The sequence below is a fragment of the Leptolyngbya boryana PCC 6306 genome, from assembly GCF_000353285.1.
GTDB classification, from domain to species: domain Bacteria; phylum Cyanobacteriota; class Cyanobacteriia; order Leptolyngbyales; family Leptolyngbyaceae; genus Leptolyngbya; species Leptolyngbya boryana.
Map to the genome: position 1 here is coordinate 2,372,552 of NZ_KB731324.1, position 26,969 is coordinate 2,399,520.

General features: G+C 47.7%; 26 protein-coding genes. 11 read left to right on the forward strand and 15 right to left on the reverse strand.

Annotated features, from left to right (window positions below):
• Nucleotides 1-38 precede the first annotated feature (38 nt).
• The 3 genes from LEPBO_RS36900 (at nt 39) to LEPBO_RS0111935 (ending at nt 1,696) form a co-directional block, all read left to right on the forward strand.
• Nucleotides 39-281: a hypothetical protein gene (locus LEPBO_RS36900; protein ID WP_017287796.1), complete on the forward strand. Its 243-nt coding sequence runs from the start codon at nt 39-41 to the stop codon at nt 279-281.
• Between the two features lie 132 nt (nt 282-413).
• The gene (locus LEPBO_RS36905) at nt 414-611 is read left to right on the forward strand and encodes a hypothetical protein (RefSeq protein WP_017287797.1); all 198 of its coding nucleotides are present in this window, start codon (nt 414-416) and stop codon (nt 609-611) included.
• A 194-nt stretch (nt 612-805) separates the two neighbouring features.
• A complete protein-coding gene (locus LEPBO_RS0111935; RefSeq protein WP_017287798.1) occupies nt 806-1,696 on the forward strand; it encodes an alpha/beta fold hydrolase in 891 nt (296 codons plus the stop codon).
• A gap of 132 nt (nt 1,697-1,828) precedes the next feature.
• On the opposite strand, the gene LEPBO_RS0111940 is transcribed toward LEPBO_RS0111935, so the two are convergent.
• A complete protein-coding gene (locus LEPBO_RS0111940; RefSeq protein ID WP_017287799.1) occupies nt 1,829-2,740 on the reverse strand; it encodes a branched-chain amino acid transaminase in 912 nt (303 codons plus the stop codon).
• A 201-nt stretch (nt 2,741-2,941) separates the two neighbouring features.
• Here LEPBO_RS0111940 and LEPBO_RS0111945 point away from each other — a divergent pair, with 201 nt between their 5' ends.
• Together LEPBO_RS0111945 and LEPBO_RS0111950 are read left to right on the forward strand one after the other, a co-directional pair.
• Nucleotides 2,942-4,657, forward strand: coding sequence for a ShlB/FhaC/HecB family hemolysin secretion/activation protein (locus LEPBO_RS0111945; RefSeq protein ID WP_017287800.1), 1,716 nt, complete (start codon nt 2,942-2,944; stop codon nt 4,655-4,657).
• A gap of 23 nt (nt 4,658-4,680) precedes the next feature.
• Nucleotides 4,681-5,862 (forward strand): DUF4336 domain-containing protein, encoded by a 1,182-nt coding sequence (locus tag LEPBO_RS0111950; RefSeq protein WP_017287801.1) that lies wholly within the window; start codon nt 4,681-4,683, stop codon nt 5,860-5,862.
• 100 nt (nt 5,863-5,962) lie between these two features.
• On the opposite strand, the gene LEPBO_RS0111955 is transcribed toward LEPBO_RS0111950, so the two are convergent.
• Nucleotides 5,963-7,969, reverse strand: coding sequence for a polysaccharide biosynthesis protein (locus tag LEPBO_RS0111955; RefSeq protein WP_017287802.1), 2,007 nt, complete (start codon nt 7,967-7,969; stop codon nt 5,963-5,965).
• A 929-nt stretch (nt 7,970-8,898) separates the two neighbouring features.
• Here LEPBO_RS0111955 and LEPBO_RS40020 point away from each other — a divergent pair.
• On the forward strand, nt 8,899-10,029 hold the full coding sequence (locus LEPBO_RS40020; protein WP_017287803.1) for a sensor histidine kinase: 1,131 nt from the start codon (nt 8,899-8,901) through the stop codon (nt 10,027-10,029).
• On the opposite strand, the gene LEPBO_RS0111965 is transcribed toward LEPBO_RS40020, so the two are convergent.
• The 3 genes from LEPBO_RS0111965 to LEPBO_RS0111975 all read right to left on the reverse strand — a co-directional run bounded on the left by LEPBO_RS0111965 (nt 10,007) and on the right by LEPBO_RS0111975 (nt 12,653).
• Nucleotides 10,007-11,398: a DUF3370 domain-containing protein gene (locus LEPBO_RS0111965; RefSeq protein WP_017287804.1), complete on the reverse strand. Its 1,392-nt coding sequence runs from the start codon at nt 11,396-11,398 to the stop codon at nt 10,007-10,009. The genes LEPBO_RS40020 and LEPBO_RS0111965 overlap by 23 nt on opposite strands.
• A gap of 87 nt (nt 11,399-11,485) precedes the next feature.
• On the reverse strand, nt 11,486-12,064 hold the full coding sequence (locus LEPBO_RS0111970) for a Uma2 family endonuclease (protein WP_017287805.1): 579 nt from the start codon (nt 12,062-12,064) through the stop codon (nt 11,486-11,488).
• A gap of 79 nt (nt 12,065-12,143) precedes the next feature.
• Nucleotides 12,144-12,653 (reverse strand): pyroglutamyl-peptidase I family protein, encoded by a 510-nt coding sequence (locus LEPBO_RS0111975; protein ID WP_017287806.1) that lies wholly within the window; start codon nt 12,651-12,653, stop codon nt 12,144-12,146.
• Nucleotides 12,654-12,702: 49 nt separating this feature from the next.
• On the opposite strand from LEPBO_RS0111975, the gene hisH reads away from it, so the two are divergent.
• The 3 genes from hisH to LEPBO_RS0111990 are packed head-to-tail and all read left to right on the forward strand — an operon-like array spanning nt 12,703 to nt 14,170.
• Nucleotides 12,703-13,344 (forward strand): imidazole glycerol phosphate synthase subunit HisH, encoded by a 642-nt coding sequence (gene hisH / locus LEPBO_RS0111980; RefSeq protein ID WP_017287807.1) that lies wholly within the window; start codon nt 12,703-12,705, stop codon nt 13,342-13,344.
• A complete protein-coding gene (gene rsmD / locus LEPBO_RS0111985) occupies nt 13,341-13,874 on the forward strand; it encodes a 16S rRNA (guanine(966)-N(2))-methyltransferase RsmD (protein WP_017287808.1) in 534 nt (177 codons plus the stop codon). The genes hisH and rsmD overlap by 4 nt, the downstream gene beginning before the upstream one ends.
• Nucleotides 13,871-14,170, forward strand: coding sequence for a hypothetical protein (locus tag LEPBO_RS0111990; RefSeq protein ID WP_017287809.1), 300 nt, complete (start codon nt 13,871-13,873; stop codon nt 14,168-14,170). Before rsmD ends, LEPBO_RS0111990 begins: the two co-directional genes overlap by 4 nt.
• On the opposite strand, the gene LEPBO_RS0111995 is transcribed toward LEPBO_RS0111990, so the two are convergent.
• The 9 genes from LEPBO_RS0111995 to ebsA all read right to left on the reverse strand — a co-directional run bounded on the left by LEPBO_RS0111995 (nt 14,167) and on the right by ebsA (nt 22,315).
• A complete protein-coding gene (locus tag LEPBO_RS0111995; protein WP_026148584.1) occupies nt 14,167-14,364 on the reverse strand; it encodes a hypothetical protein in 198 nt (65 codons plus the stop codon). The genes LEPBO_RS0111990 and LEPBO_RS0111995 overlap by 4 nt on opposite strands.
• Before the next feature lie 225 nt (nt 14,365-14,589).
• Nucleotides 14,590-15,336, reverse strand: a complete 747-nt coding sequence (gene urtE, locus LEPBO_RS0112000; protein WP_017287811.1) for an urea ABC transporter ATP-binding subunit UrtE — start codon at nt 15,334-15,336, stop codon at nt 14,590-14,592.
• Between the two features lie 6 nt (nt 15,337-15,342).
• Entirely contained in the window at nt 15,343-16,098 is a 756-nt protein-coding gene (gene urtD / locus LEPBO_RS0112005) for an urea ABC transporter ATP-binding protein UrtD (RefSeq protein ID WP_017287812.1), read from the reverse strand.
• A complete protein-coding gene (urtC, locus tag LEPBO_RS0112010; RefSeq protein ID WP_017287813.1) occupies nt 16,058-17,233 on the reverse strand; it encodes an urea ABC transporter permease subunit UrtC in 1,176 nt (391 codons plus the stop codon). Before urtC ends, urtD begins: the two co-directional genes overlap by 41 nt.
• Before the next feature lie 15 nt (nt 17,234-17,248).
• Nucleotides 17,249-18,409 (reverse strand): urea ABC transporter permease subunit UrtB, encoded by a 1,161-nt coding sequence (gene urtB, locus LEPBO_RS0112015; RefSeq protein ID WP_017287814.1) that lies wholly within the window; start codon nt 18,407-18,409, stop codon nt 17,249-17,251.
• 140 nt (nt 18,410-18,549) lie between these two features.
• Nucleotides 18,550-19,875: an urea ABC transporter substrate-binding protein gene (urtA, locus tag LEPBO_RS0112020; RefSeq protein WP_026148586.1), complete on the reverse strand. Its 1,326-nt coding sequence runs from the start codon at nt 19,873-19,875 to the stop codon at nt 18,550-18,552.
• Nucleotides 19,876-20,057: 182 nt separating this feature from the next.
• Complete coding sequence (ureG, locus tag LEPBO_RS0112025; RefSeq protein WP_017287817.1) at nt 20,058-20,690, reverse strand: urease accessory protein UreG; 633 nt, start codon at nt 20,688-20,690, stop codon at nt 20,058-20,060.
• Nucleotides 20,687-21,775, reverse strand: coding sequence for a phosphotransacetylase family protein (locus tag LEPBO_RS0112030; RefSeq protein ID WP_017287818.1), 1,089 nt, complete (start codon nt 21,773-21,775; stop codon nt 20,687-20,689). The genes ureG and LEPBO_RS0112030 overlap by 4 nt, the downstream gene beginning before the upstream one ends.
• 162 nt (nt 21,776-21,937) lie before the next feature.
• The gene (ebsA, locus tag LEPBO_RS0112035; protein WP_017287819.1) at nt 21,938-22,315 is read right to left on the reverse strand and encodes a type IV pilus biogenesis protein EbsA; all 378 of its coding nucleotides are present in this window, start codon (nt 22,313-22,315) and stop codon (nt 21,938-21,940) included.
• 399 nt (nt 22,316-22,714) lie between these two features.
• Between ebsA and LEPBO_RS0112040 the strand changes: the two genes are divergently transcribed.
• Nucleotides 22,715-23,749: an aldo/keto reductase gene (locus LEPBO_RS0112040; protein ID WP_026148587.1), complete on the forward strand. Its 1,035-nt coding sequence runs from the start codon at nt 22,715-22,717 to the stop codon at nt 23,747-23,749.
• Between the two features lie 566 nt (nt 23,750-24,315).
• Nucleotides 24,316-25,302 (forward strand): glycosyltransferase family 2 protein, encoded by a 987-nt coding sequence (locus tag LEPBO_RS0112045; protein ID WP_017287821.1) that lies wholly within the window; start codon nt 24,316-24,318, stop codon nt 25,300-25,302.
• Nucleotides 25,303-25,311: 9 nt separating this feature from the next.
• Here the strand turns inward: LEPBO_RS0112045 and LEPBO_RS0112050 are convergent, their stop codons facing one another.
• The gene (locus LEPBO_RS0112050; protein WP_017287822.1) at nt 25,312-26,853 is read right to left on the reverse strand and encodes an AAA family ATPase; all 1,542 of its coding nucleotides are present in this window, start codon (nt 26,851-26,853) and stop codon (nt 25,312-25,314) included.
• Nucleotides 26,854-26,969 lie beyond the last annotated feature (116 nt).

Sequence of the window (26,969 nt, forward strand, 5' to 3'; positions counted from 1 at the left end):
GTCGCGTAAAATGAAATAGATCGTCTAAGTACTGCTTTATGAGAGCGATTGAAGTAACAGGCAGCGTGAATGAGGAAGGTTGTATCCAGATCGATCAACCGCTCCCTGCAGCAAAATCAACCAGATTTCGAGGGATTTTGCTCTTCCCTGACTCAGAGAGTTCTTTGAATCAAGAGTGGTCATCCTCTGCAGTTCAACCTTCTGTTCAGGATTGGTTAGATGATCCGGCGGAAGATATTTACACGTTAGAAGATGGCGAACCTGTGAGTGATGAAGCATAGGTATTGTCTTGATCGAGTTTCCTTAATGATGATCTTTCAGCTAGCAAGATTCGTCCTGCATATTGTCTCACTGACCCAATTGGAGAGAATCGCCATCTGATTTTTGCACTGATTACGAGTCGGATTCCGGCCATGCTACTCGATTCGGATCTCGTTCTAGATTTGTCTCACCCAGATTTTGTGATGAGTGGGTTGCGAAAGCCTTCTACGCTCCGTCTGAATCATCTGATTACGCTTCGTCGATCGATGGTTCAGCGTCGCTTGGGCGAATTATCTCTGCAGACTCATGCTGTATTAGTTGAGAAGCTCTGTAGCTTGCTAAATGGGTAATTGAGATCGCGCTTGGAAATTCCGCCGCTGTCTACGCTTTCTCATTTCGCAAGCGTTGGAGTGATTTTCAAAATTTCTACAGGCATTCAGTCAGCTCAATCCACTGAATTCTTTGATGCAGTTCTCCGGCTCTCTGCACCTGAGACATCCCCTAAGTTTTACAATTAAATCTGTGATGTATTGCGGATTGTCTCATGCAGGTCGCTTCTTCGATCGATACGGTTCCAGGACAGTATTGGAACTGGCGAAACGAGCCAGTTTACTATGTAAAAATGGGCGAACGGAACAATCGCCCCCCGCTGTTATTGATTCATGGATTTGGAGCTTCGACTGATCACTGGCGCAAAAACGTGATCGGATTGAGCCAAGAGTTTGAAGTGTGGGCGATCGACTTACTCGGATTTGGGCGATCGGCAAAACCAGACTGGAAATACAGCGGTGAACTGTGGCGCGACCAGATTCATGAATTCGTCACTGAAGTCATCGGTGCGCCTGCCGTCGTTGCTGGAAATTCGCTCGGTGGCTATGTTGGACTTTGTGCCGCTTCCCAACGTCCCGAATCGTCAGCAGGATTAATTTTGATCAATAGTGCAGGTCCCTTTACCGATATTCAAGGCACAACCAAGCCTGATCCGATTCGCCAAGTCATGGGAAGCTTTGTGATGAGCTTATTTCACCAGGACTGGGCAAGTTGGTTGCTCTTTCAGTATGTGCGGCAGAAATCAACGATCCGAAAAACCTTAGAAAAGGTCTACTTAGATCAAACGGCAGTCACAGATCGCTTAATTGAGGAAATCCAACGCCCTGCCTTTGATCAAGGCGCAGATAAAGTCTTTGCATCAGTCTTCCGCACTCCACAAGGAGAAAAAGTCGATGTATTGCTCGGACAACTAACGCGACCCTTGTTAATGTTGTGGGGAGAAGCTGACCCCTGGATTAACGCGCGCGATCGCGGTGCAAAATTCCGCAGCTATCATCCCCAACTGACCGAGCATTATTTGAATGCAGGACATTGTCCGCATGACGAAATTCCTGACCAAGTGAACGCACTGATTCGGACTTGGGTCACATCGGCAGTCAATTAAGCGATCGCAGCATCAATTCCAAAATCCCCAGAAAATCACCGTTCCGTTAATCAAGGATAACAGTGATTTTCTGGGGATTCTTTGTGATAATCAGCCTCACGCTAGCGCTCTACAACCATCACAACTTCCGACTTAAATCTCAATCACATTCACCCAGTCGCGATACGTCTCATTCCGATTTTCCGTTACCGCCGTCACCGCTTCACGCAGCTTATCCGTCACTGGACGATGCTTACTAAACTCAAACGTCTCAATGCGTTTCACAGGCGTTACCTTCGCTGCCGTTCCGCTTAAGAACACCTCATCCGCGATGAATAACTCTGACTTATCCACCGGACGTTCGATCGTTTTAATCCCCAAATCGCGCGCGATCGTCAACACACTATCCCGCGTAATCCCCTCCAAAATATCCTGGTCATATCCTGGCGTAATCAATTCCCCATTGCGCACCAAGAAAATATTCATTCCCGATGCTTCACTGACTTTGCCTTGCGAATTCAGCAAAATCGCCTCATCAAACCCACAAGACACCGCCTCTGTCTTCGCCAATGAAGACGTAATATAGGCTCCACTAATCTTGCCGCGCAACGGTAGACTGCGATCCTCCTGCCGATACCAAGAACTAATGCGGCAACTCACCCCATCCGGCGACAAATAATCCCCTAACTCCAGCCCATACACAAAGAAATCATGTTCAATATTGTGTAATCGCGGTGCGATCCCCAGATCCGAGGTATAGACAAACGGACGAATATAAAACGATGTTTTTGGCTGATTTTTCTTAACAAAATCCGTAATAATCGATTGGATCTTATCCGCAGGCAGCTCAAAATTCAGCAATCTTGCACTATTACTCAAGCGTTGACAATGGCGATCGAGGCGAAACAGCAAAATCTGATTTGGATTCTCTGGATTCGGAATCCCGCGTAATCCGCCGAACGCACCCGTTCCGTAATGCAGCGCATGGGTTGCGATCGACAAATTGGCATTCTCAAAAGGGAGAAATTGATTTTTGAAATAGGCGATGGGGAGGAAATTGTGCATGGGAGTGAGGATCAAAAACTAGAAAACGCGTCCCGATAAGACAGATTTCAAGATTACCTTGAAATTCGCGTTCTGGTTTGATTCACCTCCTGCTGAATCCTTTTCATCGAGGAGAAATTTTTATTTTGCCGCGTTCATCTCCTGACCTAACTATGGTTTAAATAAAACGTGGGCGATAATTCTCCACGATGAAAAATACATATGGCTTCTCACTCGCGATTTCAAATTCTGCTCCTGTCGCTACTTCCTCTTGTTCATCCGTCGCCTGCTCTCGCTCAGCGCGTTTTGCCAATTCCCCCACCTCAAGATTTACCCAGACCGCAACCGCCGCAGCCTTCTCCACCAGAACCCACTCCAACTCCACTTCCCCCACCTGATCAACTACTCCCGGGTCTAACTCCCCCCACTCCTGAACCTCCGGAGAATGTCTCAGACACGATTCAAATTAAACAAATTGAAATTGTCGGCAGTACGGTTTTTCGTCCGCAAGATTTCGCGGAGATTACTCGCAAATATGTCGATCGCAGGATCTCGTTTGCAGAATTGTTGCAAATTAGAACTGAAATTACTGAACTGTATATCAAACAAGGCTATGTCACCTCTGCCGCAGTTCTCCCACCTCAGGTTTTAACGGGTGGCACCGTTAAAATTCAAATCATTGAAGGTGCGATCGCGAGCATTGATGTCATCGGAACCCGTCGCCTTAATCCTGCTTATATCCGCAGCCGAATTGGGCTTGTGGCTCAAAAACCTTTGAATGTAAATCGGTTGCTAGAAGGCTTGCGGCTGTTACAGCTTGACCCCTTGATTGCTTCGATTTCAGCCGACTTGCAAGCAGGTACACGCTCAGGCACGAGTGTTTTACAAATTACGATCGCAGAATCGAAAACTTTAACTATCTCGCCTTTGCTTGATAATTCACGTTCTCCGAGCGTCGGCTCGTTTCGCAGACAACTCGAAGTCTCACAGGCAAATCTACTCGGCTTGGGCGATGCTCTTAGAGCAAGCTACACCAATACAAACGGGAGCAATGGTGTTGATTTGAGCTACATCGTTCCGTTAAATCCTCGTAATGGAACTCTACGGCTTGCTTATGGCAGCACTCGCAGTCGAGTGATTGAGGAGCCGTTTGATATTTTGGAGATTGAAGCGCGATCGCGTTACTACGAACTGACGCTAAGACAGCCGATTGTTCAGCGCCCAACGAATGAGCTTGCAATCGGTTTGACGTTCTCGCGCCAAGAAAGTCAGACCGAGCTTGGCATTGATAATATTGGACCTTTTCCCCTTTCTCCTGGCGCAGATGAGCAGGGACGCACTCGAGTTTCAGCCTTGCGCTTCTTTCAGGAATATGTGCAGCGCAGCGATCGCCAAGTCTTGGCCGCGCGATCGCAATTTAGCCTGGGCTTGAATTTCTTGAATTCAACCATCAACGAGCAAGCACCAGACAGCCGTTTTTTTGCTTGGCGAGGTCAAGCACAGTGGACAAGACTTTTAGCAAGAGACTCATTATTCCTAGTGCGAGGAGATATGCAACTTGCCGATCGTACACTCGTCCCCTTAGAACAAATTGGCGTGGGAGGACAAGAAACAGTTCGAGGATATCGACAAGATGCCCTGCTCACCGATAACGGTTTTTTGTTCTCGACCGAATTACGATTGCCGATTTTCAGACCGAGAAACGGACTGGTACAACTCACACCGTTTGTTGACCTAGGAACAGGCTGGAATCGCAGCGGAGACAATCCTGAAAAGAATACCCTCGTCGGAGCGGGTCTAGGGCTTTTGTGGCGGCAAGGAGAAAACTTTTCAGCGCGGATCGATTTTGGCTTTCCGCTCGTGTCGATCGAAAATGAGAAACGCACCTTACAAGAGAATGGAATTTATTTCTCGATTCGGTATAGCCCATCGTTTTAAGATGAAGAAAGATTTGAGAAAGGATGCAATCGGTGCAAGACATTTCAACAGATTCGAGAGAGCGATCGTGGTTCTATTGGTTTCTCCTCCCCATTTATCCCTATCGTCAGCGTCGAACCCTTAGAACTGAAGTTGTGAAAGATGCCGTTTGGACATTTGACCAGCTTCAAGGCATCTTTTATGTGGTCACACCGATTCGCATGACTGTGATTAAGCTCGATGAGGGTGGACTGTTAATCTATGCTCCGGTTGCCCTAACCCGCGAATGTTCAAGATTACTCGATGAGCTAGTCGCCCTACACGGCGATGTAAAATACATTGTTCTGCCAACGATATCGGGACTAGAGCATAAAGTCTGTGTTCCGCCTTTTGCGCGTCGGTTTCCTAAAGCTCAAATCTATGTTCCACCGAGCCAATGGAGCTATCCAGCCAATTTACCTCTGACCTGGTTGGGATTTCCAAAGCAACGCACTCATGTGCTAGATGGGCAGAATGTTTCTTTTAGTAACCAATTTGAGTCTGCAACTCTCGGCCCGATTGGATTGGGACTCGGCCCTTTTGGAGAGATTGCACTGTTGGATAAAAGCTCACGCACCTTACTGGTGACAGATTCCGTTGTCTCAGTTCCAGAAGTTGCTCCAGAGATTATTCAGCTTGATCCGTATCCGTTGTTGTTTCATGCGCGTGAGAGTGCTGTCGATCACATCGAAGATACAGAAGCCAATCGTCTCAAAGGCTGGCAGCGCGTGGCATTATTTACATTTTACTTTCGCCCTAGTGCGCTGGATATCGCAGACTTAGCTCCTTCGGTTCGAGAAGCAATGAAAGCTCCCGATCGCTCAAAGAAAGCTCTATTCGGCTGGTATCCGTTTCATTGGAAAGCGGGCTGGCAGCGATCGTTTGAAGCATTACGCAAGCATCGCTTGGTCGTTGCTCCGATTTTGCAGCAATTGATCCTCAATCGTGAACCGCAAAAGGTGATGGATTGGGCAAATCAAGTTGCAAGCTGGAACTTTGAGCGGATTATTCCCTGCCACTTCGATGCTCCTATTCCAGCAGATGCACAAGAGTTTCGATCGGCATTTAGCTTTTTGGAAAAAGAGAGCGATCGAGTTTTACCAGATGAGGACTTTGAATTGCTCAGAGAAATCGAGCAGGGCTTAGTTCAAACGGGAGTAACACCGCCTGCGCAAGAGAAACTTTAGTTGCTATCGTAGCCCTAAGTTGGGTGAGGAGTGGGGAGTTGCTTCCTTACTAGCTCCCTACCCCCACTCTTTGAGCATCTCCATCTCAAACAGACTCGTCTCAACTCGTTCGACGCTGCGGATTGAGAACCGAATCCATCGACTTCGAACTACTGGGCTGATATTCTGGAACCAAAGTTTTGAGCAGCGATCGTAGTTTAGTAGCATTTTTCTGATACGCCGCTAAGAAAAGCTGATCCAACAATGGCTCTAGCTGCTCCCACGGTATCATTGCCTCTCGTGCTGCAAAAATCTTAGGATGACTCGTCGCCATTGAATTTCCGCTGATGAGTAACTCCTCATACAACTTCTCGCCCGGTCGTAATCCCGTAATTTCAATATCAATATCTGCTCCGGGTACTAATCCACTCAGTTCAATCATCTGCACCGCCAGATCATAAATCCGCACAGGTTCACCCATATCGAGCAGAAAAACTTCACCGCCCTGAGCCATTGCACCTGCTTGAATCACCAGCCGTGACGCTTCTGGAATCGACATGAAATAGCGCGTCATTTCTGGATGTGTCAACGTAATCGGCTGACCTGCTGCAATCTGCTGTCGAAATCGGGGGACAACTGACCCGTTACTATTCAGCACATTACCAAATCGCACCATCACAAAGCGGGTGCGTGTTTTCGCCCGTGCTGCTAATGCTTGCAGTACTAATTCTGCAATCCGCTTCGTCGCACCCATCACATTGGTTGGACGCACAGCTTTATCCGTTGAGATCAAGACAAAAGTCTCAACTCTGCATTTTTCTGCGGTCTGTGCAGTCACCATTGTGCCATAGGCATTGTTGATGATTCCTTGCGCTGCATTGCTTTCAACCAAAGGAACATGCTTGTATGCCGCTGCATGATAGACCGTCTCAACTTGATGCTTCTCCAATACTTCCGATAAGCGATCGCCATCAGTGACCGAGCCTAAATAAGCAAAACGAGGCACATTGGGATACGTTTCTGCTAGCTCTGTTTCAATCGAATACAAAGCAAACTCATTCAGCTCATAGAGCACCAGAAGTCGAGGATTTTGCTGGGCAATTTGGCGGCAGAGTTCTGACCCGATCGAGCCGCCTGCTCCTGTCACCAGTACTGACTTATCAGTGATGTTAACTCGAAGCAGACTCGGATCGGGCAGAACTTCGGCGCGCCCGAGCAGATCAGAAATATCAACATTCCGAATTTTACCGATCGGCACATGACCTGCAACAATTTCACGCACCGAAGGAACTGTTTTGACCTTGACAGGCAATCCCTTCAAACTCTGAAGAATGCGACGCTTGTCTTGGGGACTCGCAGAAGGCACTGCCAGTAAAACCATCGTAATCTGGTACTGAGCAATCAGCGTTCTCAACAGAGTTGGACTGTAAATATGAGCGCGATCGAGCGATCTGCCATGAATTTCAGGATTGTCATCCACAAAAGCAATGACTTGGTATTCTGTTTCACGCAGCAGTGCCTGCGAAAGCTGAAAGCCAGCCGACCCTGCGCCATAGATGATAATTCGCTGTGACGTTGAATATGGCAGCGACTTATGGCGCTGACGCGATCGCACAGCAGCCGCATGAGTTGCCTGAGGTGCAGTATCGATCAGGACCAAAAAGCGCCGGATTGAGAACCGAATTCCGACTACTCCAATCCAAGTGATCAGCGCAGAAATAATTTGAACCGATCGAGGTAAAACCTGCACATGTAGCAGGGTACTGAATGCAACCAGTCCCGCTTCGCTCAAAATGACTGCCTTTAGTGCCAACCATAAGATTTCTGCCCCTGTATGCCGTAACAGAGGTCGATACATGCCTAATAAATAAAATATGCAGAATTTAATCGGAACAGTTAGCGCAAGAGATGCTTGGTAATACCAGAATTGGTCAATCAAAGGGGAATCTTCAAACCGCAGATTGAGCGCAATACAGGCAGCAATTAGAAAGATGATACTGTCGCCTGCGAACAAAATATAGCGTCGCAAGCGGCGGGGCAATTTAAGCAAGCCTGTGATGAATTGAAGGAGTAATCCAGTTTGAAAGAGCCGAAGGAAAGCCGCCGAAACAGAAAGCTTTTCACGCATAAGGAATCTCGTTCTTTACTCAGTCGCGTAATGCAGGACGAAATCAACTCAAAGTTCGGTAGATGTGAGTCTTGATTTCAAAAACAACCCTGTCCGTTCGATCAACCTGGTAGAAAACGCCTTGATTAAACGTGAAAAATGTCGCTCTAATTCACTTTCTCAAATTCACATGCGTGTCATTAGGTACACCCATGCAAATTTTTAGTCTGTCTCCACATAATGCAAAGTATTACGTACACCCTTAGTGAAAATACTACCTTCTTGAAGTCTCGCACTTAAAGAAATGAGCAAGGAATCAAATCGTTTATAAACTAGAGATAAATTTCAAAATCTGATGGATGCACTCAAGTTTTCAAGTTTAGTTTGTCTAGCTTTTGATTTAGTGTAAACAAACTGATGATTCTGAGAAAAAGCGAAGTTAAAGCTTCATGAATCCTATTTAGATTAAACGAGCCTGAACGCGATCGCTAAGCGTTCAAACACGCAAATCTCAGACAGATTTTCTGGTAAATTACACGGCTATGGCTTGCGCAAAATTTCAGGGTTATTACGGTAAAACTTGCGTCTAGACGTTCAAAACCGTTCAAGTTGCAGCAAGACCGCATATTTTCCAAGTACTTGTACGGATTAAGATCGAGACCGCTCCTGCGTATTCTCAAGGTGAAATTCGTAAAATCGTAGAGAACGAGCGTCAGTATGTATCAATTTTTTCTACTTCTGCGTGAACACTGAACTGTTCACCTTGCTCAGCGCGATCGCTGAATTGTTTTCAATAATACAGGTCAATAATATAAAGAAACAATAAAGATGCCCGAAATTGTACGGATGATCCACAGAGATCGGGGAAATTAGCTAATAGAAATCACTGAGGCGCAACATCAGCGTGTCGCAGTCGGTTCCCTGGATGTGATTAAGCAAAGCAAGCTGCCATGAAGTCAACGCATCAGGCTGTTAAAGTGTGTTTTACCCCAACCCTCAATCATGCTTCTCGCTTTCAAGCGTCTCGAAAGCCAGAGGTTGAAAGCAGGTGTCCCTCAAAGGTTTGGAGCGAGTTAAGTTGGTTCGGCGCGATCGCTCAGCAGAGTCAAGATTTAATCGGAGTCGTGTCCCTCGATCACGAGTGGATTTGTCTGAATCCGAGTGGAAAGACTTTACTTAAATCATTTGAGTTCAAGTTAGACGAAGCCCGGCAACAGGTTTGGAATGACACGATCTTGCCGAGACTTTATGAAGTTGGAGAGTGGCGAGGCGAGTTTGCACTCTTAAGATCGTCTGAATTGGTTTGGTTTGAAAGTCAGTGGTTTTTGATTCGCGATCGCGAAACCGATCAACCGATCGGATTTGCCACGATTAGCCACCCGATTGAATCACCGCAACCGACACAAGAATCGCCACAGCCGCAGACTCAATTTTTAGCAGATACCGCTCACGAATTGCGATCTCCCTTAACGGTGATTTCGACCTCGATCGATTTATTGCAAACGGCGACGGCTCCGCAGAGCGATCGTGCTCGCAAGCATTTTCAGCGAATTCGATCGAAGATCAAGCAGATGGCTCAGATGTTAGAAGATGTCCTAGTGCTGAGTCGGACAGAGCAGCCTGAATTTAAGGTCAGTCCGACCGAGGTGAACCCTGTACAAGTGTGTGCAGAACTGATCGAAGAAGCCCAGGCGAATACGTCTTGCCATGAGATTGTGTTTTCATCTGAAACGACGATGCCCGTGACCCAAATTGATGCCACTCTATTCCAGCGCATTGTCGTGAATTTGCTGTCGAATGGCATCAAGTATTCACCGAAAGGCGGCAAGATCGAATGCAATTTGCAAGTTCATTCCAGCCATCTGACCCTACAAGTTGCAGATCAAGGGATTGGCATTCCCGCATCTGAGCAATCGAAATTGTTTCAGTCGTTTTATCGCGCTCAGAATGCAAGTGCCATTCCCGGCACAGGTTTGGGACTCGCGATCGTCAAACGCTGCGTTGATCTCTTAGGAGGACAGATTGCGATTCAGAGCGCGGTTGGAGTGGGCACTTGCTTTACGGTGCAGGTTCCGATTTAAGGGTTTTGATCGTCAGTACTTGTGGTGGCGTGGCATCCGGGGGATAAAGAAAATCGAACTGCACGAGTCGTCGTTCTTGAGGTTGCATCTGCAAGGTGACAAGCGGCGCACCTTGTTGACCGCGACGTTGAACGAGGTGAACGTAATGAGTTTGGGGTAATCCTTGATCGTCGTTGAATCTCCAACGGACGGTGCCGCGAAAGTTCATCTGCGGTCCCGCAGGCTCAAGAAAGCGCAGTCCTTTGTCGGTGTCTTCTCGCTTCAGCGGGGTTTCGACCGTGAGAACAACGGTTTGAGGCTGGTCGCTGGTATTTTCCAGCGGCATCGTCAGACTATATTGAATGGCATAGTTTCCGTGGGCTTGATAGGCTGTATCAGGATAGCGGCGAATCATTTTAGCGCTTTGGTTTTGATTCGTGCCCAATGTGCCGCGATGCAGCGTGGCTAATCCATAAGAGAAGCCTGCCCCTGGTGCAGGAATGCTGAGAGAATCTCGGTTTGCATCTAAAATTCGTCCGTTCCATTGCGAGCCAACGGCGACCCCTGCAACTCGTCCGTAGATTAAAGTACCTGTGGTTTCTTCGATCGGGGTTGGCGTTTTATCGCGTGGTCCTGACAGATCTGCTGTATTGAGCAATGCTTCCCATTCTTCGACCGTGGGTTCGCGTTCTGTGCTGTCGGGATTTTGTTTGGCAAACATGCCTAGGCTTGCAAGATACACTTCTCCAGTGCTGCGCAGTCTCATCAAGGACGATCGACCATTGAGCGGTGGGGTGAGCGGCTTCACAGGAATCGGCAAGTTCATTAACATCCGGCTTTCCCCAGGTGGGATCACAACTTGAGCCGGAAAGATATCTTGGCGTAATCCGCGCAGGACTTCCCCGACAGCGCGACTGCCGGGACCTGCGAAAGTTTTGCCATCCTCATTGGCGATCGCGGGATCGAGTGAAATAAACGGCGCATCAGGTTGGCTCAGATAGCTCGCAGCTTGGAGAATGTCGATCGTTACCGCGGTCTTGCCGGGATTATGAGCAATCACACCGAGATAAAGCGTTCTCAAATCTTCTGGGGTGAGAGCTTTGGCAATGTGATGGGTGAAGATGTCAAATCTGCCGGAAAAGCTTTGATTGAGGTGCGCTGATGGAAATTGTTTGCCTGCTGCGGGAAATGTGGACAGTAAAATTCCTTCTTTTTGCACCACTTCTGGGCTGTTGCTGTTGAAGACGGGCACTGAATCTAATTCTCCCGGTAAAACGCGCATTTCTTGCGGTTCTACGATCGTTTGCTGTGGGGGAGGAGTGGGAGTCGGTGTCGGTGTGGGAGCAGGTGTTGTTTGTGACAAGATCAAACTGGAGAGAAGCGACAACATAAAGGAATTCAAGATCGAGAGCGGGATTGATCATACCGAAAAAGCGCGATCGCAGTTTGCTATTTGTCTCGTTGAATTCTTGACGATTTAGCGAAAAATGCGGCTGAGATCGAGTAAAAATCCGGGTAAAACGGTTTCGCCGGAGAGTGTGAGAGGGGATTGCAGCGTTTCAACAGGCTGACCTTGCCGATAAATTTTGACTTGTTCCGCTTGGGGGTCAATCAGCCAACCGAGGCGCACTCCATTGTCTATGTATTCCTGCATTTTGGCTTCTAGATCCACGATGTCGTCGGTGCGCGATCGTAGTTCAATCACAAAGTCAGGTGCGATCGGCGGAAAGCGTTCTTGCTGTTCTGAGGTTAGAGCATTCCAGCGATCGTGACTGATCCAAGCAACATCAGGCGATTTATTGGCTCCATTTGGCAACTTAAAGATCGTCGAAGAATCAAACACAACTCCTAAATCAGCCTGACGATTCCAAAGCCCAACATCAGTTGTTAGATCAGCATTCCGTTTTCCAGTTCTTCCTCCCACGGGTGGCGTAACAATTAGCGCTCCGGTAGCTGTGGTTTCAATTCGGAGGTTTGGATTCTGCTGACAGAACTTGTAAAACTCGTCGTCGGTCAGTTCGATCGTGGGACGGAGATTGATGACGATTGCAGTCATGGTATGCCTCGCTGAATCGATATTTTTAGAATGAGATTTCTGTGGGCAATTGTTACTGTCAGTTTTGCACAGGCAAGCTTTATATCAATCCATCGCACTGCGATCGAATGCGATCGAGAATGCTCAGAAAATCTTCAACGATCGCATTGTGATTTGCTGAAGTCAAAATTGGAACGTGAATAAACACACAGGGTTGATTTAGTTGGCAATGCTCTAGATATTTCAAAACGGAATAGTAGAGATAGTTACAAACGTAATCTCCTGCATCATGACTAATTTCAGTGGTAGTCGTTCCTTCGAGCAGAGTTTCTAGATTCAAGCGCGATCGCAGAATTTCGCTCTGAAATCTGCCATTAGATTCGATCGATAACTTTTGGCGCGATTCTGCCATTCCACAGCAAATAATGCCAGCAGGATTAAGCGTTTGAATTTGGGCGATCGTGACTTTCGGTGCGAGTTCAAAATCGACTGGGATGCTGCGTAGAAAATGACAGTCTTGGTGATCAGCGATCGCTTGAAGTAAATCATCCGATGAATTGGAGAGCTGGTGAGGCATCCAAGTCGAAAATGAGGTGAGGAGAATTTTCATCGTTCCAGATTGCTACTAGAATCTAAATATTAGATTGGAGGAATGAGCAATGCCCACGATCGCGGTCATCGATTACGATATGGGAAACTTGCACTCGGCTTGTAAAGGTCTGGATAATGCAGGTGCAACTACGATCGTGACGGACTCTGCCAAAGAAATCGAATCCGCAGATGCGGTCGTGCTTCCAGGAGTGGGATCGTTTGATCCGGCGATGCAGCATTTGCGATCGCGCGATCTCGTTCAGCCGATTAAAGATGTGATTGCGAGTGGTAAGCCTTTTTTAGGAATTTGTTTAGGCTTGCAAATCTTGTTTGAGTCGAGCGAAGAAGGCAAAGAAGCTGGATTGGGAATTGTGCCAGGAGTTGTTAAGCGATTTCATCATGAGCCTGATATCACGATTCCGCACATGGGCTGGAATCAATTAGAGTTCACTCAGCCAGATTGTGCCCTCTGGCAGCGCTTGGGTGAGAAGCCTTGGGTTTATTTTGTGCATTCCTACTATGTTGAGCCGACTGATCCGAGCATTCGGGCAGCAACGATTACGCATGGAACGCAAACTGTGACGGCTGCGATCGCGAGAGATAATCTGATGGCAGTGCAGTTTCATCCAGAAAAATCCTCTACGGCTGGCTTGCAGTTGCTCTCGAACTTTGTTGAGCTAGTGAATCAACGTCAGCTATTGCAGGTATGAGTTTGCGAATTTACGGCAATCGATCTCTGAAAACGCTTCCAGGACAGGCGACTCGTCCAACGGTAGCACGGGTGCGCGAGGCAGTGTTTAACATTTGGCAAGGTACGATCGATCAATGTCGTTGGCTCGATCTTTGTGCTGGAAGTGGTTCGATGGGGGCGGAAGCGCTGTGTCGGGGAGCCGCGATCGTAGTTGGGATTGAACAGTCTCCCAAAGCTTGTGCTGTGATTGAGCAAAATTGGAAACAAGTTGCTAAGCCAGATCAGTCTTTTCAATTGTTACGAGGGGATGTCGTCAAACAACTCAATCGCTTACAAGGGCAACAGTTCGATCGAATTTATTTTGATCCGCCTTATGCGAGCGATTTGTATGTTCCGGTCTTACAGTTGGTTGAGCAACTGAATCTACTTGCGCCCCACGGTGAGTTTGCGATCGAGCATAGTCCTGAGTATGAGTTACCAGATTCGGGATTTTCGATTGTTCGCCAGAAACGCTACGGTAACACTGCACTAACGTTTTATCAGCTATGAATTGGAAGCTTGTGACGTTGTTTGTTCTGACTGCTGCGCTGCCTGCCACGGCACTTCCACCGCCAGAAGATTTGCCTGAGGAAGTGGCGCGAACTGAGATTATTACAGAAGCGCGATCGCCGATTGATAATAAACGGCTAACGGCGGCTGAATATGCTGATCTTCAGGCTCAACTTCAACAACGTCCGCCTGAAAATCCACGCGATCAGGTTTCACCGGAACTCAGAAGAACGATCGGGCTTTTGCGGTTACGGAAGTTTATTAGAACGGTTTTTCCGTTTATCCCAATTCGCTAACCATCCGGAAACTGCCAGCAAGCGATATGTTCGACCTGCTTGCTTCCACATTGACAAGGTTCGGGCTTGGATGCAACCCATTCATAGTCACAGTCTCGACAATGACAGAGAATGTTATGTCGATCGGCTTCTGCAATTGCTAGCTGCCATTGATGCAATTCATCGGGTTTCAGTTGCCGTGGAATCTCTGGCATTGCGCTCTCCTGTTGCAAAAGCAGAAGCAGTTTCAAGACTATACTCCTACTTTTTCGCCAAATTTCAAAGTTCTCGATCGTAAGGTTATCTCGAAGGATAGCAATTAAGAATTGCAGTCTCGTTGACTTCTCAAAACCATTGAGTTGTTGTAGTTCTAGGCTTTTGGCAAACCTTCCAGGGTTTTCGCTCCCGCTTCGGTTTGCCAGAAAAATCACGCCCTGATGCTAAACCGCTAAGAACCGCTGTACCACCTCATTACTCAACTCACTCGTCGATCCAGAAGCCACAATCCCACCCTTCTGCATCGCATAGTACCAATCCGCCTGACGCACAAAATGTAAATGCTGCTCAACCAGCAACACCGAAATCCCAGTCGTCTCAATAATCCGCCGCACCGCAGCTTCAATCTCCAGAATAATCGACGGCTGAATCCCCTCCGTCGGCTCATCTAGCACCAGCAACCGCGGTTGACCCATCAAAGCCCGCGCGATCGCTAACTGCTGCTGTTGCCCACCGCTGAGATCCCCGCCCATCCGAGCCAGCATCGTCTTCAACACTGGGAACAACTCAAAAATCTCATCCGGAATGTCAGCCGTACGCTTCTTCGGTGGCAACGCCTCCATTCCCAACATCAAATTCTCCTTCACCGTCAGCCGAGGAATCACCTCCCGCCCCTGCGGCACATAGCCAATCCCCAACCGAGCACGCTGATCCGGAGTCTTCATCGTAATCGCCTCACCACCCAGATCGATCGTTCCTCGGCGCGGCTTCAGCAACCCCATAATCGACTTCAAAAGCGTCGTCTTTCCCACCCCATTGCGCCCAATCAGACAGACCATCTTGCCCGGATGCACCGTCATATCCACATCCCGCAAAATATGACTCTCGCCATAGTACACATTCAATCCCGACACCTGAAGCATCGGAACCGCAATGTCCATTCCCATTGGTTCTAACGTTGTATTCGTCATAGTAAATTACGCAGCGTGATCTTCTTGTTGCCCTAGATATACTTCAATGACTCGCGGATCGTTTTGTACCTCATCCATCGAACCCTCACACAGCACACTGCCTTGATGCAGCACCGTGACCTTTCGAGCAATCTGTCGGACAAACTCCATATCGTGTTCGATCACAATAATCGAATGACTCTCAGCCAGCGCCAGTAACAGATCCCCCACCTTCTCGGTTTCTTCATCCGTTAACCCTGCAACTGGCTCATCGACTAACAGCAAATCCGGAGACTGAGCCACCAACATGCCAATCTCTAACCGCTGCTTCTCTCCATGAGACAGCAACGCCGCCTTGATATCCGCTTTGAGATCTAGCCCGATCGTTTCGAGTAGCCCAGACACCGTTCGCCGTTCCGCAGCCGGAGTTTTTCCAACGATCGCATTCCAGATATTCTTATCGCGCGTACAAGAAAGCTCCAAATTCTCACGCGGAGTCAAATTTAGATACACCCTCGGCGTTTGAAACTTTCGCCCCACACCTAACCGCGCAATCTGGTGTTCTTTGAGACCTTTTGTGTTTCGACCTTGAAAGTAGACCGTTCCAACCGTCGGCTGCACCTTCCCAGTAATCGTATCCAAAAAGGTCGTTTTTCCGGCTCCATTCGGTCCAATCACCACCCGCAACTCGCCCGCATCCAGGTCAAAATTCAGGTCATTGATCGCCTTAAAGCCATCAAAACTAACGGTCAGATTTTCGATTTGCAAGATTTTCTCGCTCATATTGCACTTCCGGATCTTCTTCTAAACTTGGGTAGGTCATCAGGTAGCGTTTGCCAAGAATTCGCGATCGCACAAGCTCTAAGCCTTCATTGCGAATCCAGCCCACCAATCCACCCGGCAGCACCGTCACAACTGTGAGGAACAATGCACCTTGGAAAAAATACCAAACCTGGGGAAACTGTTCACTCAGCACGCTCTTAGCAAAGTTCACAATCAAAGCACCCAAAATCGCGCCGACTAAACTCGCCCGACCGCCGACTGCCACCCAGATCACCATCTCGATCGAGAAAGCAATGTCCATCGACTTGGGCGAAATGATCCCAGACTGCACCGTGAACAATGCACCTGCGACCCCCGCAAGTCCCGCAGAAATCGCAAACACCAACACCTTAAATGCCGTCGGGTCATACCCAGAAAATCGCAAGCGCGGTTCATCATCCCGAACTGCAACCAGTAACCGTCCCAATCGACCACTCGTGAGCCATCGACACAGTGCATAAGCGCCCACCAGCAACCAGACCGTCAGCATGTAGAACACCCACTGCACTTCGGGCGAACCTACCGCTTGTCCAAAAATAGTCGCCGTATCCGTCTTCAATCCATTCGTTCCATTGATCAACTTTTGTTGACCATTGAAGAAGTTGAAAAATACGATCAAAGCCGCTTGCGTCAAAATCGAAAAGTAAACGCCCCGAATCCGATTTCGGAACACCAGATAGCCTAGCACTGCCGCCACGACCGTCGGCAACAAGACGATCGCAAAGACCGTAAACGGCAGCGAGTAAAACGGCAACCAAAAAGCTGGCAGTTCAGTGACGCCATAGAGACTGAAAAATTCAGGAAGTTGTCCGGCGGGAATTTGCAACTGCAAATACATTGCCAAACTATAGCCACCGAGCGCAAAAAACAATCCGTGACCCAAGCTCAAAATGCCAGTGTAGCCCCAGATTAAATCAATCCCTAACGCCACAATTGCTAACGCTAAAAACCGCCCGAGCAAATTCACGCGAAAGGCTTGACCCACGCCGACTAACAAAGGCGGAATCACAAAGATCAGCAAGAGCGCGATCGCAATCACAAGTCCAACTTCGATTGCAAACGATTTCGTTTTCCACCAAGGAATTTCCCTTTTCACAACGTCATCCTCTTTTTAAGCATCCACCGTTCGACCCTTTTGCGGGAACAGTCCAGCCGGGCGGAACTGTAGAAACACAATAATTAATGCAAAGACCATCACCTTTGCCATGCTGATCGTTGAGAAGAACCGAAAGAATTCAGCCAACGGCGGAAAGAAACTAAACGCATCGACTAACAAGTTCGAGCCAATAATATAGTTCGCGGTTCCGATCGCCAGTGCTGCGATAATACTGCCGACTAACTTACCAACCCCACCCACGACGACCACCATAAAGGTATCGACGATGTAGTTCTGTCCCGTATTAGGACCAACTGATCCGAGCAAACTCACCGCACATCCCGCGACTCCAGCTAGCCCAGACCCGATCGCAAATGCCAAAGCATCCACTTTCTGCGTCGGAATTCCGAGACAAGCACTCATGCTGCGATTCTGCGTGACCGCACGAATTCGCAAGCCCCAGGACGTTTGATTTAAAAACCAATACACGCCAAACAAACACGCGATCGTCAAGACAATAATAAAAATCCGAGCATAGGAAAGCTGTGTGTCCGCGATCGACAATCCACCCCGCAACCATCGCGGAGCCGTCACATCCACGTTTTGCGCGCCAAACCACGGTTTGGTCATCAGCAGCCCATACGCTTGACCTAAATAATTTCCGAGCGAGAGCGCGATCCCAGCCGAGATCGGCAGTAAAAGCGCGATCGCCCACCCTCGAAATTGCTCAAAATTCGGGCGTTTTGCTAAAAACCACAGTCCCCCGAAGAAGAACGCACAGAAGACAATCAACCCAATTACAAATTGCCAACTCACACTGCGAACCAACTGCTGCAAGATCAAGCTCACACCCCACGTTGCCAGCAGCGTTTCCAGCGGTCGCCCATACAAATATCGAATCACCCCACGCTCTAGCACCACGCCAAATATGGCAGTCACAATAAACGCTGCGATCAAAGCAACAAAGATATAGGCATCAAACCAAATGCCACCCAACGGCTTCAGGGCATTTTGCACCACAAAAGTTGTGTAAGCGCCGAGCATCATTAACTCACCGTGCGCCATGTTGATCACACCCATGAGTCCAAAGACGATCGCCAGTCCCAATGCTGCAAGTAACAGTACTGAACCTAGGCTTAGCCCACTGAACAATCCATTCAAAAGTCCTGATAGCAAAATCTCCTCCAAGTCGGTATGACAGAAATGAGGAAGTAGGGAGTGAGGAGTGGGGAGTGGGAAACGGAATCGTACAATTCTTTCCCTACTCCCTACTCCCCACTCCCTACCTCTGTGACATGAGACAGAGCCATCAATCCCTAGGTTGTCAGCTTGAACTTCCCACCTTTCGCCGGATCAGACCAATCACAGGAGAAGCCTTTCGTTTCTGCAACAAACTGATTCCAAGGCAACGGTTTCACCGCTTCCTTGCCTTCGGAAACAATCTTGAACAGCGCATCATCTCCAACTTCACCAATCCGGACAAACTTCGACAAGTGGTGGTTCGAGTTCATGGTGACTTTTCCTTCGGGTGCATCGAAGGTCTGACCATACGCGGCTGCTTTCACTTTATCGAGATCATCAGCGGTTCCTGCTTTCTCAACGGATTGCTTCCACAGATAAACCATGATGTAAGCAGCTTCCATCGGGTCGTTCACGACTCGATCGTTGCCATACTTCGCCTTGAATGCTTGCACAAACTTTTGGCTAGCAGGTGTATTCACCGTTTGGAAGTAGTTCCATGCTGCATAGTGACCTTTGAGGTATTCAACCCCGATCGCTTTAACTTCTTCTTCTGCAATACTCACCGACATCGAAGGATACTTGTCAGGTGTCAAGCCAGATGCTTGCAGCTCTTTGAAGAATGCAACGTTCGTGTCGCCGTTCAAGCTGTTGTAGATCACGCCGCCATTCGGAAGCGCTTGCTTGATTTTGTCTACAACCGATTTGACTTCGGTGTTGCCTAAGGGAATGTAGTCTTCCCCTTTCACCGTTCCGCCTTGAGCTGCTAACTGAGCTTTGATGATCGTATTTGCAGTTCTGGGGAAGACATAGTCTGAACCCACCAAGAAGAACTCTTTGCCCTTGTTCTGCAACAACCATTCGACCGAAGGTTCGATCTGTTGGTTGGGAGCAGCACCCGTATAGAACACATTGTTAGAGCATTCTTGCCCTTCATACTGCACGGGATACCAGAGCAAGTGTTTTTTCGATTCAAACACAGGCAGTACCGCTTTCCGGCTTGCTGAAGTCCAGCAACCAAAGACCGTTGCCACCTTGTCTTGATCGATCAATTTCTTCGCTTTCTCAGCAAAGGTTGGCCAATCCGAGTTGCCATCTTCAACGACCGCTTCGATCTGCTTGCCTAACACACCGCCCGCTTTGTTGATCTCCTCGATCGCTAATTGCTCAGCATCGACGACACTCTTTTCAGAGATCGCCATCGTGCCAGAGAGCGAGTGCAAGATTCCCACCTTGATCGTGTTGCCCGATGCTGCGGTATTGGCAGCAGGAGAAGCAGCAGGAGAAGAACCTGAACTTGAACCCGTTGAAGCTGTGGGCGCTCCGCACGATTTCAACAAAATACTCCCTGCAAGAGTGGAGCCAAAAACAATAAATTCACGCCGTCCGAATGAGTTTGTCATAGTCCAAAGTAGTGACGTATTGAACCAAGCAAGAGCGATCGAACAATCCAAAAAAGATTGGCTCTGCGAAGGAGCGAGTCGCAGAGATGTCGCGATTTCAAGCTTCAGTAATATCTCTGAAATACTAGGGCTTGTGTTCTGGCAAGAATTGTATTGAGGACTACAATTTAAGGGTTATTTTGTTATTTTTGCGTCAGGTTCAGCCCTGCGTAAGTGGTCACAAAATCAACAATGGTGCCTAATCCAGCTTGTGTTTTTAAGTTTGTGAAGACAAAAGGTTTATCCCCTCTCATCAACTTTGCATCTCGCTCCATAACTTGCAGATCGGCACCGACATAGGGCGCTAAATCAATCTTATTAATGACCAATAGATCAGATTTTGTGATGCCGGGACCACCTTTGCGCGGGATCTTATCCCCGCCTGCAACATCAATTACATAGAGATTCAGATCAACCAGTTCAGGACTAAAGGTTGCAGCTAAATTATCGCCACCACTCTCGACGAAAATCAGCTCTAAATCCTGAAATCGCTGCTCAAGTTGCTCGATCGCAGCAAGATTCATCGATGCATCTTCCCGAATTGCTGTATGAGGACAGCCTCCCGTTTCGACTCCCAAAATTCGATTCGGGTCTAAAGCTTGCGATCGCACTAAAAATTTCGCATCTTCTTGCGTGTAAATATCATTCGTCACGACTGCGATCGCAAACCGATCGCGCAGCGTTTTACAAAGGGCATCAACTAACGCTGTTTTCCCTGATCCCACGGGACCTGCAATTCCGACTCGGAATGCGGTTGAAACTAATGTTTGTGTCATCGTGTACTTGCTGGCATTAATCCTAAAGCGGACAATAAGCGATCGCTGTCGAAATGAGCTTCAATCATTTGACAAATACATTGAAACTTAATTGGCTCCTGCAATCGCACTTCTCCAAAGGCTCGTTCAATAATTTCAACAGTTGTTAATGTATCTAAATCGACTGCAAGAATCGGCACTTCCAAATCCTCTGCGCGTGCCACAATCTCTTTCGTCGGGGCAATGTGCCCGGTCAAGATCAAACACTGTGTGGAAGTTTCCAGCGCTGCTAGCTGTAAATCCGTGCGATCGCCGCCTGTGACCACCGCCATATTGTGTCTCGCTCGAAAATACTTCAAAGCAGAATTGACATTCATCGCGCCGATCGTCAAACTTTCGACCATGAGATCTAAGCGATCAGGGCGACAGAGCACTTCTGCATTTAATTGATGCACTAATTCTGCAACACTGACGCTTCTTAACAACGTACTACTCGGCAACACCCCTAGCACGGGAATATTTTGCTGTTCTAGATAAGGACGGAGTGACTGATTGATGGAATTGAGCTGATCCGCCGGAACATCATTAATCAAAACTCCTAACAAGCGATCGCCTAATTGCTCTTTTGCACTCAAAATCTGGTCGAGCAAGAGTACAGAATGAAACCGTGTGACGAGCATTACCTGGGCTTGAATGGTTTCTGCGACTTGCAGCAATGAGAGATCGAACAATTTACCCTCACTGAGATTTCCAGGTCCTTCTAGAATGACTAAATCGCCTTTTTGCGCTTGCGATCGCTGCGCCAACAATTGTGGATAGTCCTGCTGATCAGTTCCACTAATCCGTCTTTCAACCGTATCCGTATCGAGGTTGAGGACGGGAGCCTGGAGCCGTTCTTGGGGCAGTTGTATCGCCTCTGCCACAAATTGAATATCACCATCATTATCTGCCATCTGAGTTTGACCCCAGCCGCCGCCTAGCGCTTTGCCGTAGGCAAGATCAATCCCTTTCGCTTTGAGTTGATGAGCAATTCCTAAAATGGCAGCCGATTTGCCACTGTAAGCTTCTAGCGAACCGATGACTAAATACTTGGCGGACTTTGGCACGCGCTTACTCCGGATAATGATGACTCAATGAACAGCCTTGTAGCTTTATGAATTTTATCGCAATCTTGGATACACTCAGTTCGGAACTACGGCAAAAGTCAGGGCGATCGTAGAATTCTACGATCGCCCTGACTTGATCAGAATCAGATGGAATTGAACCCTCTATTCGTCGATGCGCAACAGCTTGCGATAAAACGACTGGGAAAAATCAGAAAGCCGACTCCGCTTAAAATTAAGAATGACATCAATTAAGAAGTCAACAAACTCGAAGTTCGCCATCATGATCTCATAACTGAGTTCAGCATTGCCTTCAAATTGAATCCGACAACGGCACAAATCCGCAGGTAGGGTTGAAACATTCCAAGTCGCAATAAACGGAATACTTTCAGCTCCCTCAATTCTGCGTTCTCCTTCAAGCGCCCCTTTTTGATAGAGGCTAATCGCAAATGGAAGAAGTTGTTTTTTGGTTTGTTGAGGATAATATGGCGTGTAGACCCCGACTTGCTGCGTAGGTGCAGGTTGAAGTTTCTCAATGGACATGCTGGCTTCCTGTTTCGTCAATCCAAAGGGTGAATGTATCAGACAGAACCGTGAGTATCTTGGTGGGCGGATTCATTATGCCCAGGATGAGTAGAAAGCGCACAGGTCAGATTTTGCTAGGCTTTCGCGCGATGCTAAATCTAAATTCGTCATGAAGTTGAACCGTTTATTGCAATTTGTAAAACAACACTAAGAAATTGATTCTGAGCCTGACTCATCGGAGAGTTTTAGCCTAGTCTTGATAATTAAGATGCTCGACGCGATGCGCAATCGATGCACCTGTGAGTCCGATTGATTCGATGACTTTTCAATTGCAGCATGTCATGCAATGCTTCATTCAATTTCCCTCAATCCGGGGAAGAATGAACCGCTACCCTTCACTGCACTTTTAGAAAAACGATGCGATACAAACTACTAGGACAGAGCGGTCTCAGAGTCTCGGAATTGTGTCTCGGCACAATGACCTTCGGAGAGGATTGGGGCTGGGGCGGAGCGTATGAAGAGAGCCGCAAAATGTTTGATGCCTTTGCAGAAGCAGGCGGAAATTTCATTGATACCGCAAACCTCTATACCAATGGAACCAGCGAGAAGTTTGTTGGAGAATTTATTAAACGCGATCGCGAAAAGTGGGTACTCGCTACAAAGTACTCACTCAACATGGGCAACGGCGGGGTGAATGCTGCTGGCAATCATCGGAAAAACATGGTGCAAGCAGTTGAAGCAAGTTTGAAGCGCCTAGAAACAGACTACATCGATCTACTTTGGCTCCATGCTTGGGACTTTACAACACCTGTCGAAGAAGTCATGAGAGCATTTGATGACTTAGTTCGACAAGGCAAGATTCTCTATATTGGCATCTCAGATACACCTGCCTGGATTATTTCTCAGGCAAATACGATCGCGCAATTTCGCGGCTGGACTTCGTTTATCGGACTACAGATTGAGTACTCTCTGATTGAACGTACTCCCGAGCGAGATCTCCTGCCTATGGCACGAGCATTTGAGATTGGAGTAACGGCTTGGAGTCCGCTTGGAGCAGGAGTTTTAACGGGTAAATATAACAAGCCGGAACCTGTGGAAGGACGATTGAGTAATCCTGATACTTCGCGCCCGGTCACTGAAAAGCAACTCGCGATCGCTCAAACTGTGCTCGATATTGCTGCTGAAATAGGTAAGCTCCCGTCGCAAGTCGCACTGAATTGGATTCGTCAACAACCGGGTAGCATCATTCCAATCATTGGTTCGCGCAAGCTCGATCAACTCAAGGAGAACATGGATTGCTTAGGATTTGAACTCAGTTCAGAACAGCTTCAGAGATTGAATGATGTGAGTACGATCGAGCTTGGCTTTCCGCATGACTTTCTGGCAAGCGAGATGGTGCAAAATTTTGCATTTGGCGGAGTCGTTTCTAAACTCGATCGCACTCGTCAATAGCTTCTGCATTGAGCTTTCATCAATCAACTTCAGAAGTGCTAGCTATAGCAGTCCTGAATTGATCGTGAAAAGCATAGTCTGTCGTGCCCCCTAAGTCCCCCAAATTTCACAACTCAAATCGGATTGCTATAGCTGCATAAGGACTCACTTAACTGATTGAGATGTATCGTTAGCTAAAGTTTAATTTCAGCTAGCACATTGCCTTGCTATCTCATCCATGTAGAACAATCATACAAATAGGCTGTGCTTGGCTACAAAATTACTTCGTAGCTAGTAAAGCGAGTGATGATAGTTTTTCTTCTCCGCAAATTCGAGAATTCTGCCAACAAGCACTCGATTCATCGTTGATCATTCAGTGAAGTCATATCGGCTCAAAGTGAATATGAGTCACAAATTTTAGTGACTTCTTCGATGAAAGCTTCACGCCAGCTAAGATTGATCAGTTGGGAAAATCAATCGTGTGTTCTAACAGATCTCGAAGGCAAGAGATAGCACGATTTTATAGTCGGTGTTCGAGCTAGTAGTCTAAGTGCGATCGCGCTGACCTGGTTGTGGAGATAGGTTCGATGGTTCTACCAAAGTACACGCTGATCATTCCGATTTATGACGAGGAAGAGACGATCGCCGCGCTGTATGGTCGTGTGAGTGCGCTAATGGACAGGCTCGATGCCCCATCTGAATTGATTTTGGTCAATGATGGGAGCCGAGATCGGTCTTTGCAGTTAATTCGAGAATTACACGATCGCGATCCGCGCGTTTGTTATCTCAGCTTAGCTCGCAATTTCGGACATCAAATTGCCGTCACGGCTGGCTTGAACTATGTTCGAGGTCGCGTGATTGTCATCTTAGACGCAGACTTACAAGATCCGCCCGAACTGATTCCCGCCATGCTTGAGAAGTGGCGGCAAGGCTATCAAGTGGTGTATGCTCAGCGGACTCAGCGGCGCAAGGAAGGATGGTTTAAGCGCTTGACAGCTTTTGTGTTTTATCGATTGCTCAAACAGCTTGCGGATGTCGATATTCCAACAGATACAGGCGATTTTTGCTTGATGGATCGTCAAGTCGTGGATTTACTCAATGCAATGCCTGAGCGCAATCGTTACATTCGGGGCTTGCGATCGTGGGTTGGATTTTCTCAGACTGCAATCCAATTCGAGCGCGATCCTCGAATTGCTGGCGATGTGAAATACACATTTCACAAATCACTTGGGTTAGCCATCAATGGCTTAGTTTCCTTCTCGAAAGTGCCGCTGCGGATTTCAACCTATGTAGGATTATTTGCTGCTTTAGTTGCGATCGTGATGATGCTGCTGACGTTTTACTGGAGAATTGCTTATCCCGCTTCACCCTTGACTGGATTAACTATCATCGTAGTCGCTATTTTCTTCTTAGGTGCGGTGCAACTGCTCAGCATTGGAATTTTGGGAGAATACATTGGGCGCATCTATGAAGAAGTAAAAAACCGCCCACTCTATACACTATCTGAAGTCGCGGGATTCGAGCAACAAAAATTTTCTGTGCCCCAAGAACACTTCGATCGAGGTCACGATTGAAATCGGCAATTATCGAACACTAACAAACCGCTCTTGAGCGATCGCTCTAAGTCGCTGCACATCTTCACGCCGCGTAATCGAAAGTGGAACCGTCGATTTAATCACCTCTAACAATAGTGCAGTCTCTAACGGTTTATTCAAATACAACGCTTTATACAACGCTGTAATGACTGCTTGTTCAATCTCTGCACCACTAAATCCATCGGTTGCAGCAATCAAAGCTGATAAATCTAACATCTCTGGATTTTGGCGGCGGCGGGTGAGATGAATTTGTAGAATTGTCAGGCGTTCGCGATCGTCCGGTAAATCGACAAAAAAGATTTCATCAAATCGCCCTTTGCGTAACAGTTCTGGCGGGACTTGGGAGAGATCATTTGCGGTAGCAATCACGAAGACTTCGCCTGTTTTTTCTTGCATCCAGGTGAGAAATGATCCAAACATTCGCCGACTCAAACCGCCGTCCGCATCTCCACCATTGTTGCCTAAGCTTTTTTCGATTTCATCAATCCACAACACGGCGGGAGCCATCGATTCAGCAAGTGCGATCGCATGTCTGAAATTCTTCTCCGATTCACCAACATATTTGTCATACAGCCGACCTGCATCGAGCTTTAACAGGGGCATCTTCCAGGCGCGCGCGATTGCTTTTGCTGCCAGAGATTTTCCGCAGCCTTGAATCCCGACAATTAAAATTCCTTTGGGTGGTTTCAAATTCACGGCTTGAGCTTGCGGACTAAATCCAACCTTGGCATAAGCAAGCCATTGTTTGAGTCCGGTAAAACCGCCCAAATCAAGCGGCGTATCATCCATCGGGAAATACTCTAAAACGCCGCCTTCTTGAATAATCTGCGCTTTGCGTTGCAGAATTCGCTGCACATCTTGCGCCGTCAGTTTGCCATCTTCTAAAGCGGCATAAGCCACAACTTGACGGGCTTGTTTTAAGGTCATCCCGGTGAGCGATTTCACGAGCAGATGCAAGTCTTGATCTTGGACTTCGACTTGCACCCGATTTTTGACCCGCAGCGATCGCACAATGTCTTGAACAGCTTGCAGCAATTCATCTCGTCCTGGAAGTTTGAGATCATAAAAGCAAGCATCATGTGCAAGTTCGACGGGCAATGCAATCTCAGCCCCCACTAGAACAATCACCGATCGCGTTTGCCCAAACAATTGCACCAGTTCTCGAAACTGCCGGGCTGTCTTTGCATCTTCGAGGTGTGACGCAAAATCTTTGAGTAAAAAGACTCCTCGGATGTTTAAAGATTGAATTGTTTCGAGCAGCTTTAGCGGATCGCCTGAGTTTTCGTACCCAGAAGTAGTTTGTCCGGGCGGAGCATACTCATTTGTCCAGCGATCGCTCTGAGAGACACGAACTAATCCCTGAGTCATGCTCCACTCAAACAACGATAAGCCCATTTCTTGCGTTGCTGTTCTGAGCAAGTCTTGTACCCGCTCTTCTTCGACGGTTTCGATCGCGATGACCGGATGAAAAGACAGAATTAAAGTCTGAAGGTCTTGGAGATTTGACGCGATCGAAACGGAACGACTCATAGGGGGGTTCTGAAAAGTAACACTTTCCCAGAATTCCCTTTGAATACAGAATTAGCGCGAGTGACATCTTGAGGATTGGGTTTCGGCTGCGATCAATCCGCAAAGGCACTGGAACC